The 12,349-nt window shown below is 50.4% G+C and carries 13 protein-coding genes; 10 read left to right on the top strand and 3 right to left on the bottom strand.

What is annotated here, in order from left to right; translation table 11 throughout:
* Positions 1 to 136 precede the first annotated feature (136 nt).
* Entirely contained in the window at positions 137 to 622 is a 486-nt protein-coding gene (gene spy, locus FDX01_RS04790) for an ATP-independent periplasmic protein-refolding chaperone Spy (RefSeq protein WP_096757276.1), read from the top strand.
* Positions 623 to 964: 342 nt separating this feature from the next.
* Entirely contained in the window at positions 965 to 1,540 is a 576-nt protein-coding gene (gene ves / locus FDX01_RS04785; RefSeq protein ID WP_115258676.1) for an environmental stress-induced protein Ves, read from the top strand.
* On the opposite strand, the gene cho is transcribed toward ves, so the two are convergent.
* Positions 1,500 to 2,387, bottom strand: a complete 888-nt coding sequence (cho, locus tag FDX01_RS04780; RefSeq protein ID WP_137399325.1) for an excinuclease Cho — start codon at positions 2,385 to 2,387, stop codon at positions 1,500 to 1,502. The genes ves and cho overlap by 41 nt on opposite strands.
* Before the next feature lie 131 nt (positions 2,388 to 2,518).
* Positions 2,519 to 3,349, bottom strand: a complete 831-nt coding sequence (gene nadE / locus FDX01_RS04775; protein ID WP_137399324.1) for an ammonia-dependent NAD(+) synthetase — start codon at positions 3,347 to 3,349, stop codon at positions 2,519 to 2,521.
* Positions 3,350 to 3,683: 334 nt separating this feature from the next.
* On the opposite strand from nadE, the gene osmE reads away from it, so the two are divergent.
* From osmE to chbG, 7 genes are all read left to right on the top strand, one after another.
* Positions 3,684 to 4,025, top strand: a complete 342-nt coding sequence (gene osmE, locus FDX01_RS04770; protein WP_096757272.1) for an osmotically-inducible lipoprotein OsmE — start codon at positions 3,684 to 3,686, stop codon at positions 4,023 to 4,025.
* A 298-nt stretch (positions 4,026 to 4,323) separates the two neighbouring features.
* A complete protein-coding gene (chbB, locus tag FDX01_RS04760; RefSeq protein WP_003832547.1) occupies positions 4,324 to 4,644 on the top strand; it encodes a PTS N,N'-diacetylchitobiose transporter subunit IIB in 321 nt (106 codons plus the stop codon).
* Positions 4,645 to 4,729: 85 nt separating this feature from the next.
* The gene (gene chbC, locus FDX01_RS04755; protein ID WP_115258672.1) at positions 4,730 to 6,088 is read left to right on the top strand and encodes a PTS N,N'-diacetylchitobiose transporter subunit IIC; all 1,359 of its coding nucleotides are present in this window, start codon (positions 4,730 to 4,732) and stop codon (positions 6,086 to 6,088) included.
* A 54-nt stretch (positions 6,089 to 6,142) separates the two neighbouring features.
* Complete coding sequence (chbA, locus tag FDX01_RS04750; RefSeq protein WP_096757270.1) at positions 6,143 to 6,490, top strand: PTS N,N'-diacetylchitobiose transporter subunit IIA; 348 nt, start codon at positions 6,143 to 6,145, stop codon at positions 6,488 to 6,490.
* 10 nt (positions 6,491 to 6,500) lie between these two features.
* Complete coding sequence (gene chbR, locus FDX01_RS04745; protein ID WP_117342988.1) at positions 6,501 to 7,343, top strand: transcriptional regulator ChbR; 843 nt, start codon at positions 6,501 to 6,503, stop codon at positions 7,341 to 7,343.
* Positions 7,344 to 7,466: 123 nt separating this feature from the next.
* Positions 7,467 to 8,822, top strand: a complete 1,356-nt coding sequence (locus tag FDX01_RS04740) for a 6-phospho-beta-glucosidase (RefSeq protein ID WP_137399323.1) — start codon at positions 7,467 to 7,469, stop codon at positions 8,820 to 8,822.
* A gap of 12 nt (positions 8,823 to 8,834) precedes the next feature.
* Positions 8,835 to 9,593, top strand: a complete 759-nt coding sequence (gene chbG, locus FDX01_RS04735) for a chitin disaccharide deacetylase (RefSeq protein WP_137363008.1) — start codon at positions 8,835 to 8,837, stop codon at positions 9,591 to 9,593.
* A 36-nt stretch (positions 9,594 to 9,629) separates the two neighbouring features.
* Here the strand turns inward: chbG and katE are convergent, their stop codons facing one another.
* On the bottom strand, positions 9,630 to 11,888 hold the full coding sequence (gene katE / locus FDX01_RS04730; RefSeq protein ID WP_137399322.1) for a catalase HPII: 2,259 nt from the start codon (positions 11,886 to 11,888) through the stop codon (positions 9,630 to 9,632).
* A 191-nt stretch (positions 11,889 to 12,079) separates the two neighbouring features.
* Here katE and cedA point away from each other — a divergent pair, with 191 nt between their 5' ends.
* On the top strand, positions 12,080 to 12,343 hold the full coding sequence (cedA, locus tag FDX01_RS04725) for a cell division activator CedA (protein ID WP_115258667.1): 264 nt from the start codon (positions 12,080 to 12,082) through the stop codon (positions 12,341 to 12,343).
* Positions 12,344 to 12,349 lie beyond the last annotated feature (6 nt).

Below are 12,349 nucleotides of genomic sequence, written 5' to 3'. Positions count from 1 at the left end.
TTATACTTTCATTGTTTTACCGTTGCTCTGATTAATTGACGCTTCTACCGGTAAAGTTAATCTCGTCAACACGACATCCGATGAGATAAGCATCGTAAGAATGTCGTCAGAATAACTGAAAGGAAGGATAGAAATTATGCGTAAACTGACTGCTCTGTTTGTTGCCTCTACTCTGGCGCTGGGCGCTGCAAATCTGGCACACGCCGCTGATACCACAACTACCGCTCCGGCTGATGCCAAACCGATGATGCACCATAACGGCAAGTTTGGCCCGCACCACGACATGATGTTTAAAGATCTGAATCTGACTGATGCGCAGAAACAGCAGATCCGCGACATTATGAAAGGCCAGCGCGATCAGATGAAACGTCCGCCGCTGGAAGAACGCCGTGCAATGCACGATATCATCGCCAGCGACAGCTTCGACAAAGCGAAAGCTGAAGCGCAGATTGCGAAGATGGAAGAACAGCGCAAAGCTAATATGCTGGCGCATATGGAAACCCAGAACAAGATTTACAACATCCTGACGCCGGAACAGAAAAAACAGTTTAATGCCAATTTTGAGAAGCGTCTGACAGAACGCGCGGCGCAGAAAGGTAAAATGCCAGAGGCTGCTGAGTAACCGATTAGCGTCTACACTACATTATTCGCGTTGTGTCTGGGCATTGCTCAGGACGGCGCGAATCAAAACTCAAGACCGCCGGTCTTGTCCACAACACGTTTAACGAGGTGGGCAGGATCGGCGGTTTTTTCTTTCCAGCCTATTGCACCCTGCAACCGACACGCTATTCTCCTGAAGCCTGCGAAAATTCTACCTGGATCAGCGCGTTAATCTTTTTTCTTAAAACGTCCTCATCCTCGCTAAGGCAAATCAACTCTGCTGCCGATAACAATAAATGTGCAGAGTGAACTTATGGCGGCCAGGGAGCGTCACGCTGACGTACCGCGCCTTTCTGGAGGGATGATGGAATACTTTGATATCCGCAAAATGCCGGTCAATCTTTGGCGCAATGGTGCGGGGGAAACGCGAGAGATTTGTTGTTTTCCGCCAGCGACCCGCGATTTTCACTGGAGGGCAAGTATCGCGTCCATTGCTGCGAACGGTGAGTTTTCTCTTTTCCCGGGCGTAGAGCGAGTGATTACCCTGCTGGAAGGAGGCGAAGTGACTCTGGAAGGTGCCAATCCCTTCAGCCATACCCTGAAACAGCATCAACCGTTTACCTTTGCGGGCGATCAGGTAGTCAAAGCCAAACTGACAGAAGGTCAGATGTCGATGGATTTCAATATTATGACCCGTCGTGATGTCTGCCAGGCCAAAGTCAGGGTTGCGGATCGAACGTTTACCACCTTTGGTTCGCGCGGTGGTGTGGTGTTTGTGTTAAGCGGAGCCTGGCAGTTGGGCGATAAGTTACTGACGGCGGACCAGGGCGCATGCTGGCACGACGGCAAGCACACGCTGCGGTTGTTAAAAGCGGAAGGGAAGCTGCTGTTTAGTGAGATTAACTGGATGCCGGGGCATTCTCCGGATCCAGTTCAATAATGTCATAGTGGCCGGACATTACCGGCCGGCAGAGAATTTTGTAACCATCATGATCGAAGCCGGCGGGCATTCGTGCCAGCGTAGCGGCTTCATCCAGCGATGAAACCGCGCCCAGCCATAGCCAGTTATTGATAATGTGATATTGGGTCATTTCTGCGCGGCTTTCTTTTAGCGCAATCGCATTGCTCCACGGACAGCAGAGCACACGCAATCTTTCCAGTGCCGCCATCAGACGCAGATGATGCGCCTCGGGACTTTCTTTCCCACAGCAGGCTCCGGCGCAACGTTTAAGCGCTGAGCGAAAGCAGGCGCGACCGCGACTTAGCGGCTCCAGTCCCAGCAAACCGTAGCAAAGCTGGTGCTCGTCGGCGACCGTCTGTAATGCCTGCAGCGCCGCACGCTGGTGTGCAAACAGGCCAAACAGATTCGGGGTCTGTGAAAAATCCACATCGCGCGCGTAGATAACCTGGACGCGTTGATCGGTTAATTGCAGAGCACAGAGTTGGCGAGTGCGGCGCAGGCGCTTATTGAATAAAGGTTGTTGCTCTTTAATTAGTCGTGCCTCCAGCAACAGGGCACCCATTTCACCCGCCGTGCAAATCCAGGTAATACGTCGGGATTGATGTAGCATGGCCGCTTCGTCTGCGTTGCGTAGATGCGCCATCACCCGGCTGCGAACATTGATGCTTTTACCGATATAAAGCGGCATGGTGTCACTTTCGCCGTGAAACAGATAAACACCGGGCGTGGCCGGAAGCGCTTGTAAAAAGGGGCGCAGTTGCTCGGGGTACTCATAAATTGCAGCTGCTTCAAAGGTAATACGAGGGGCTGATTGGCGGCGTACCACTGTTTACTCCGGATGCTGGTTATTCATCCAGTATAGCAGGCGATTGTTGATTAAAAAAGCAACATGTGTGAAGTTGTTGACGCCGGACATACGAAGCTTTGTTGCTGTCCGGCGTTATGCAAGAAGGTGGATTACGCTTTTTTCCAGAAATCGTCAAACACCGTAATGGGCGTGCGACGTTTGTGTTCCGTCTTTAAATACCAGCTTTCAATTTTCTTCGCGATAGTATCATCCAGAATTTTGCCTTCCAGATAATCATCAATGTTGTCGTACGTTACGCCTAAGGCGGCTTCATCGGGCAGAGAAGGGCGATCGTCTTCGAGGTCGGCGGTAGGCGCTTTCTTATATAAGTGCTCCGGACAGCCTAGCGCGGCCAGCAGCTGTTTCCCCTGACGCTTGTTGAGGCGGAATAGTGGGTTAATGTCGGTGCCGCCATCGCCATATTTGGTGAAAAAGCCGGTAATCGCTTCCGCAGCGTGATCGGTGCCAACCACTACGCCGCTGGTCATTCCGGCGATGCTGTACTGTGCCTTCATACGTTCACGGGCTTTTTCATTACCGCGCACAAAATCGCTCAGCTCAATACCGGCTTCACGTAATGCCTGTTCGCTGGCCAGCACCGCAGCTTTGATATTGACGGTTAACACGCGATCCGGCTGAATGAAGGTGATGGCGTCCTGGCAGTCCTGTTCATCGGCCTGCACACCGTAAGGGAGGCGCACGGCAATAAACTGCAGCGCGTCGTTCCCGGTCTCGTCGCGCAGCTCTGAAATGGCCATTTGGCATAACTTTCCGGCGAGCGTTGAATCCTGACCGCCGCTAATCCCTAATACCAGTGATTTCAGGAAAGGATAGGTTTTCAGATAGGATTTCAGAAAATCTACGCTACGGCGAATTTCTTCTTCTGCATTAATGTGCGGCTGTGCGCCAAGTGCCTGGATTATCTCTTGCTGCAGAGTCATCTAACCCCTCCGAAAAAAATAATGACAAAAAATATGATCGGTTAAAGCTAACGCGTTGACGTCCAAACGACAAGGGATGCAGCCTGATATCGCAGTATTTTGTTTTAATATACCCGTCATACTTCAAGTTGCATGTGCGTCGGCTGCACTCGTTCTCCCCAGTCACTTACTTTAGTAAGCTCCTGGGGATTCGCTCCCTTGCCACCTTCCTGCAACTCGAATTATTTAGGGTATAGATTTTTCCGAAATGGTGTGAGACTCATCTGTAAGCTTGAAAAATGTGTTGTTGTGCTCCAGGCTTATATAACACGCTGAAAAACAAGAGGACGAGAAAATGAACAAGAATCTAACAGGAATTCTGGGTGCAGCGGCGGTATTGACTATGCTGGCGGGGTGTACGGCCTACGATCGTACAAAAGACCAATTTGTTCAGCCCGTGGTGAAAGATGTGAAGAAAGGGATGAGCCGGGCGCAGGTTGCGCAGATTGCCGGCAAGCCGTCTTCTGAAGTGACAATGGTGCATGCTCGCGGGACGTGTCAGACCTACATCCTGGGTCAACGAGATGGTAAAGCAGAGACCTATTTTGTAGCTTTGGATGATACAGGACACGTGGTTAATTCTGGTTATCAGACCTGTGCCGAGTACGACACCGATCCGCAGGCGGCGAAGCAGTAACGACTGCTTAATGCCTGAGCACTCAACGGAACCGGCCATTGCGCCGGTTTTTTTGTGCCGTACGATCTTATTTAATGTCGCGAATTATTTGCCTGAAATGTGAGGGGTGTCATAACGCCAGGTCAATGAGAGACAATTTAGTTGGTCAAGGAAATACCATCCTCTGGTGCAATCCCGTATACTCATTTCAGCCACCTAAAAAAGTAATTTAGCTGACGCAAGTTACCCAGAGCATGGATGCAGGTTATGGCTTGCGGAGTGTCTGGATGACAGATAATCGCATATGAGGATCGTTTTTATGGAAAAGAAACACATTTATCTGTTTTGTTCTGCGGGCATGTCGACTTCCTTGTTAGTTTCGAAGATGCGTGCGCAGGCTGAAAAATACGAAGTGCCGGTTATTATTGAAGCATTCCCTGAAACGCTGGCTGGGGAAAAAGGTCCTGTTGCTGACGTCGTGTTATTAGGCCCGCAAATTGCTTATATGTTACCCGAAATTCAGCGTTTGTTACCTAACAAGCCTGTAGAAGTGATTGACTCGCTGTTATATGGCAAAGTCGATGGTTTAGGCGTGCTTAAGGCTGCAGTTGCAGCAATTAAAAAAGCCGCAGCAAATTAATTATATTTTTTAAATTTCCCGTCAAAGAGTTATTTCATTAACATTCACCGCAATATTATATTGCGGTATTTAAGGGTATTTTTCTATGAGTAACGCTATTGCTTCACTTGAAAAGGTACTCCTTCCTTTTGCTGTAAAAATTGGAAAGCAGCCACACGTTAATGCAATCAAAAACGGTTTTATTCGTTTAATGCCGTTAACCCTCGCAGGGGCCATGTTTGTATTAATCAATAACGTTTTCCTGAGCTTTGGGGAGGGGTCGTTTTTTTATTCAATGGGTATCCGACTTGATGCTTCGACTATTGAGAATCTCAATAGCTTAAAAGGTATCGGTGGGAACGTTTATAACGGTACGTTGGGTATCATGTCATTGATGGCGCCTTTCTTTATCGGCATGGCGATGGCCGATGAACGCAAAGTTGACTCCCTGGCCGCAGGTTTGCTCTCCGTCGCAGCCTTTATGACCGTCACGCCTTATAGCGTGGGTGAAGCCTATGCCGTTGGTGCAAACTGGTTGGGTGGTGCGAACATTATTTCCGGTATTATTATCGGTCTTGTGGTCGCAGAAATGTTCACCTTTGTGGTCCGTCGTAATTGGGTTATCAGATTACCCGATAGCGTTCCTGCCTCGGTCTCGCGCTCCTTCTCAGCACTGATTCCTGGATTTATCATTCTCTCCATTATGGGGATCATTGGCTGGGCACTGGCAATCTGGGGCACCAACTTCCACCAGATCATCATGGATTCTATTTCGACTCCGCTGGCGTCGTTGGGCAGCGTAGTGGGCTGGGCTTACGTGATTTTTGTTCCGCTGCTGTGGTTCTTTGGTATTCACGGTTCACTGGCGCTGACCGCGCTGGACAGCGGTATCATGACGCCTTGGGCACTGGAAAACATCGCTATCTATCAACAGTTTGGTTCCGTAGACGCAGCATTGGAAGCCGGTAAGACGTTCCACGTCTGGGCAAAACCGATGCTGGATTCCTACATCTTCCTCGGCGGTAGCGGCGCAACCCTGGGTCTGATTATTGCTATCTTCCTGGCATCTCGTCGTCCGGATTATCGTCAGGTGGCGAAACTGGCCCTGCCGTCAGGTATCTTCCAGATTAACGAACCGATTCTGTTCGGTCTGCCAATTATCATGAACCCGGTTATGTTCATCCCGTTCATTCTGGTTCAACCGATTCTGGCCGCGATTATGCTGGCAGCCTACTACACTGGCATTATTCCACCGATTACCAATATTGCGCCGTGGACGATGCCAACCGGGTTAGGCGCGTTCTTTAACACCAACGGTAGCGTTGCGGCTCTGCTGGTGGCACTGTTCAACCTTGGGGTCGCCACGCTGGTGTATCTGCCATTCGTCGTCGTCGCCAATAAAGCGCAGAACGTCATTGATAAAGAAGAAAGCGAAGAAGATATCGCTAACGCATTGAAATTCTAAATTTAGTCCGGCATGGCCTCTCGGTCATGCCGGACTGAACCAGAGGAAAAGAGTATGTTGGATATCGAAAATATCGTGGACACATCGTCAGAAGCTGAAGAGCTTGAAGAAGTGGTGATGGGGCTTATCATCAATTCGGGGCAGGCGCGTAGCCTGGCCTATGGCGCACTCAAGATGGCCAAACAGGGCGATTTTGAGGCGGCGAAGGCCATGATGGAACAGTCTCGTATGGCGCTGAACGAAGCGCACCTCGTACAAACGAAACTGATTGAAGGCGATCAGGGCGAAGGTAAAATGAAAGTGAGCCTGGTTCTGGTTCACGCACAGGATCACCTGATGACGTCGATGCTGGCACGCGAACTGGTGACGGAACTGATTGAGCTTCACGAGAAGCTGAAATAGCGAGGAGTGCATGATGCAATTACAGATTAACGCACCGGAAATCAAAACCGTTTACGAGCAGCAGTTGTTTAATGGCAAAAATTTCCATGTGTTTATCTATAACAAAACTGAAAGTATCAGTGGACTGCATCAGCACGATTACTATGAATTTACGCTGGTATTAACCGGTCGCTATTATCAGGAAATCAACGGTAAACGTGTGCTGCTGGAACGTGGTGACTTTGTTTTTATCCCCCTGGGATCGCATCACCAAAGTTTCTATGATTTCGGCGCCACGCGGATCCTTAACGTCGGTATCAGTAAGCGTTTTTTTGAACAGCACTATCATCCTTTATTGCCGTTTTGTTTTGTTGCATCGCAGGTGTATCGGGCGAATAACTCCTTTCTCACCTATATCGAAACGGTCATTGCATCACTGAACTTTCGCGAGAGCGGGCTGGATGAATTTGTCGAAGTGGTCACCTTCTACATTATTAATCGACTCCGGCATCACCGTGAAGAACAAGTGTTGGATGACATTCCACAATGGCTGAGAGCGACCGTGGAAACGATGCACGACAAACGTCAGTTTAGCGAGAATGCGCTGGAAAACATGGTCCAGCTGTCGGCAAAATCTCAGGAATATCTGACTCGTGCCACCCAGCGTTATTACAGTAAAACACCGATGCAGATTATTAATGAAATCCGCATTAACTTTGCTAAAAAACAGCTGGAAATGACCAACTATTCGGTCACGGATATTGCTTATGAGTCTGGTTACAGCAGCCCAAGCCTGTTTATTAAAACGTTTAAAAAACTGACGTCGTTTACGCCCAATAGCTACCGGAAGAAGTTAACTGAGTTTAATCAGTAGCTATTATTTGCCAATAACCCATTTTTATAGCTTGCCCAAAATAGCGTCGGGACAGCCACGCTATATCTGACAAACGGGTTGAGCATAATACACGTCAGTGTTTTGACACTGAAGGGAGAAAGTATGAGCCAGAAATTAAAAGTCGTCACTATCGGTGGCGGGAGCAGCTACACCCCTGAATTACTTGAAGGCTTTATTAAGCGTTATCATGAGTTACCGGTGTCTGAATTGTGGTTGGTTGATGTCGACGGCGGTAAAGAGAAGCTGGATATTATTTTCGACCTGTGCCAACGCATGGTCGACAAAGCCGGCGTGCCGATGAAGCTGTATAAAACACTGGATCGTCGCGAAGCGCTGAAAGACGCTGACTTTGTGACCACGCAGCTGCGCGTTGGACAACTTAAAGCCCGTGAGCAGGACGAGCGAATCCCGCTGAGCCACGGTTATCTGGGCCAGGAGACAAACGGCGCGGGCGGCCTGTTTAAAGGTTTGCGGACTATTCCGGTTATTTTTGACATCGTGAAAGATGTCGAAGAACTGTGCCCGAATGCGTGGGTGATTAACTTTACTAACCCGGCCGGAATGGTCACTGAAGCCGTCTATCGCCATACAAATTTTAAGAAATTCATCGGGGTATGCAATATTCCGATCGGCATGAAAATGTTTATTACCGACGTGTTGGCGTTAAAAGAGAGCGATGATTTATCTATCGATCTGTTTGGCCTGAACCATATGGTGTTTATTAAAGATGTGCTGGTCAACGGCGAGTCACGTTTTGACGAACTGCTCGACGGCGTGGCCTCGGGGCAGTTAAAAGCGTCTACCGTGAAGAACATTTTCGACCTGCCGTTTAGCGAAGGATTGATTCGCTCGCTGAAACTGCTGCCATGTTCGTATTTGCTTTACTATTTCAAGCCAAAAGAGATGCTGGCGATTGAAATGGGTGAATACTATAAGGGCGGTGCACGCGCGCAGGTTGTGCAAAAAGTGGAGAAACAACTTTTTGAGCTGTATAAAAATCCTGAACTGAATGTGAAACCGAAGGAGCTTGAGCAGCGCGGTGGAGCGTATTACTCCGATGCGGCGTGTGAGGTGATCAACGCCATCTACAATGACAAGCAGACCGAGCACTATGTCAACATTCCTCACCATGGCCATGTAGACAACATTCCTGCGGACTGGGCGGTTGAGATGACCTGTACGCTGGGGCGCAATGGCGCGACCCCGCATCCACGGATCACGCATTTTGATGAGAAAGTGCTTGGCCTTATCTATACCATTAAAGGTTTTGAGGTGGCGGCGAGTAATGCGGCACTGAGCGGTGAATTTAATGATGTGCTGCTGGCGTTAAATCTGAGCCCACTGGTGCATTCTGACCGTGATGCCGAAATTCTGGCGCGGGAACTGATCCTTGCCCATGAAAAATGGCTGCCAAACTTTGCCGGGTGCATCGAGACGCTCAAAAGCGAACAACACTGATAGAGGTCGGCTATGGAACGCGTACTGATTGTGAATGCGGATGATTTTGGCCTGAGCAAAGGGCAAAACTACGGCATTATTGACGCTTGTCGCCATGGTGTTGTCACCTCGACAACGGCGCTGGTCAACGGCGAGGCCATTGAGCATGCGGTGCAGTTGAGTCGTGAGCTTCCTGAACTGTCTGTTGGCATGCACTTTGTGCTGACGCTGGGGAAACCGCTGACGGCAATGCCAGGGCTGACCCGCGACGGACTGCTGGGGAAATGGATCTGGCAGATGGCCGAGGAGGACACCTTGCCGCTGGATGAAATTTCGCACGAGCTGGCCGCACAGTATCAGCGTTTCATCGACCTGTTCGGCCGGGAGCCGACGCATCTGGATAGCCATCACCATGTGCATATGTTCCCGCAGATTTTCCCTGTAGTGGCCAATTTTGCGGCCCAGCACGGTATTGCGTTACGCATCGATCGTCAGACGGTGTTTGAGGCTGCTGACTTACCTGTTGCGTTGCGCACGTCGCAGGGATTTAGCAGCGAGTTTTACGGCGAGGCGATTTCCGAAGAGCTGTTTTTGCAGGTGCTAGACGCCTCAGCAGACAGGGGCGAGTCCTCGCTGGAAGTGATGTGCCACCCGGCCTTTGTCGATAATATCATTCGACAAAGCGCCTACTGTTACCCCCGCTTAACTGAACTTGATGTGCTGACGTCTCCGGTATTGAAATATGCTATTGCGGAGCGCGGTTATCGTCTCGGCAGTTTTCTGAATGTGTAATTCCTGAGTTTGCGGCGCGTCAATGCGCCGCTTTTTTTAGGCCGGAATGGTGTCGACTTTTCCGCTGCGAGACCAGACACGGTGCGCGGTCATGAGTGCCAGCAAAGTATCCATAAACTGCGCATCTGCGCTGTCCGCTTCTACAATCCCTTCTTCACCCTGATTGCTAACCTTCAGCACGGCTTTCAACTGACGCGCATCGCCTGCCAGCGCAATGGGTTTCAAATGTTTGTATGCTTCCAGTAAGTAGTAACGGGTATCGCCGCGCATGTCGATATCCGCAATATTGCCGCAAGGCACAATGACCGCATCCACGGTCAGTGATGGCGAACCGGCAAAGGTACCGGCGATGTTCAGCACCGAGCCATCGTCGGCAACCACGTTCCCCATCCGCGAATAGAGCAATTTTGCATGCACACCGCGGGACTGGAGAGCTTGCATGATGGTGAGCATATCGGCCGATTTGACCTCGTCATTCAGCAAAATGGCCACTATCCGGCCTTTGATATCGCCTTGTGCCCCTGCGTACAAACTGAGTGATGGGGCTTCAGTTAACCCGTTGACGTCCGCAGGTGGGGCGATTTGCTGCTGTTCGTCGGTTAGTTCAAAACCGAGGTTGTCGGCAACAGATTGTGCAAGGGTGGTATCAATGTGCGCCAGTTGTTCAACCACTCTCTCGCGGATATACGGGCGGGTGACTTTGCTCAGTTCAAAACTGAATCCGCCAACAATATGCTGCTGCTCAATAGGCGTCTGACTTAGCCAGAACAGGCGAGGGTGCGCATAGTATTCGCCGAAAGAGGGGCTTCTTTCACGTATCTTACTGCCTTCAATACGTTCCTGATACGATTCAAAACCCCCGCGTTTAGGGCCAGGTGGCGTTTCGCGCGGCCAGTTATCATTGATCGAGTTTGGTTCGTAGTTGGCCGGGTTGGTATCAATATCCATGCGATGCATGCCGTCGCGCTGGAAATTGTGATACGGGCAGGTCGGGCGGTTAATCGGAATTTCATGAAAGTTAGGTCCGCCCAGACGGCTGATCTGCGTGTCGGTATATGAAAACAGTCGGCCCTGTAGCAGCGGATCGTTGGTGAAATCAATACCGGGGACGATGTGTCCTGGATGAAATGCTACCTGCTCGTTTTCGGCAAAGAAATTATCCGGGTTACGGTTAAGCACCATTTTTCCGACGCGCTGAACCGGAACCAATTCCTCGGGGATCAACTTTGTTGGGTCGAGCAGATCAAAATCGAATTTAAACTCGTCCTCTTCCGCAATCAGTTGCAGTCCCAACTCATATTCCGGGTAATCACCGGCTTCGATGGCCTCCCACAGATCGCGACGGTGGAAGTCAGGGTCTCGACCGGTAAGTTTTTGCGCTTCATCCCAAACCAGAGAGGCTTTGCCTGCCAGGGGTTTCCAGTGGAAGCGTACAAAGGTGGCTTTGCCTTGCGCGTTAATCAGTCGAAACGTGTGGATGCCAAAGCCTTCCATCGTGCGATAGCTGCGAGGGATCCCACGATCTGACATGGCCCACATCACGTTATGCAGTGTTTCTGGCTGTAAAGAGACGTAATCCCAGAAGGTATCATGCGCGCTTTGTCCCTGTGGAATAGCCCAGTGCGGCTCTGGTTTGACCGCGTGGACGAAGTCCGGGAATTTATGGGCGTCCTGGATAAAAAACACCGGTGTATTATTTCCTACCAGGTCAAATATCCCCTCTTCGGTATAAAACTTTGTGGCAAATCCGCGAATATCCCGGACCGTGTCTGCTGAACCGGCGCCGCCCTGGACGGTGGAGAAACGCACAAAAACCGGGGTTATCTTATTTGCCTCGCACAGGAAGTCGGCTTTGGTGACGGCACTTAAATCGGCATAGGACTGAAAGTAACCATGCGCGGCGGAGCCACGGGCATGAACGATTCGTTCCGGAATGCGTTCATGATCAAAATGGGTAATCTTCTCACGCAGGATAAAATCCTCGAGCAGCGTCGGCCCACGGTTTCCGGCGCGTAATGAGTTTTGATCGTCTGCAATGCGGACACCCTGATTGGTGGTCAGGGCAAAATCTTCACTGCCTTTACGAAAAGGCTCCAGGGAGTTGAGTTTGTCATTAACGGTGTCGGGGGCCTTTGCACTACCAGGGGCAGTGGGCTGCATGCCCGGCGGTGTGGGTTTGGCGTCGGGTTTGTGCGAGCCGTCTGCGGGGGCCAGGGAATCGAGCCCTGGTCTGGATTCCCTGGCATCATGAACCGGTGCCGGGTGATTGAGTGGATGCTTGTCATTCTGCGACATGAACTCGTCTCCTGTTTTCATTGCTGAAAGGGTCGTTGTTGCTGTCAAAAACATTAACTATAGACCACGCATCCAGGTGAGCCGGGATCCGTTGAAGGGGAATACTGTAATGAACAAGGCAAACAGCGCACGCAAGGCAGGACGTCAGGGCGCAAAATCGGCTAAGATAGCGTTTTTCTGATTTTTAGAATTTGTCTTTAGTGAAGCAACTGATTATGAAACCTCTTCGCCAACAAAATCGCAAGGTTATCAGCTACGTTCCGCGTGTGGAGCCCGCGCCACCAGAGCATGCGATAAAAATGGATGCGTTTCGTGACGTATGGATACTGCGCGGAAAATATGTCGCTTTTGTCTTAATAGGAGAGGCGTTTCAACGTTCGCCTGCGTTTACGGTTCCGGAGTCGGCGCAACGCTGGGCAAACCAGGTCCGTCAGGAAAACGAACTGAGCGATTAATGGGAT

The organism is Citrobacter sp. wls613 (assembly GCF_005281195.1).
Classification (GTDB): Bacteria; Pseudomonadota; Gammaproteobacteria; order Enterobacterales; family Enterobacteriaceae; genus Citrobacter; species Citrobacter gillenii.
The sequence above is the reverse complement of the archived record's forward strand: the minus strand, read 5'-3'. Positions and strand labels throughout refer to the sequence as shown.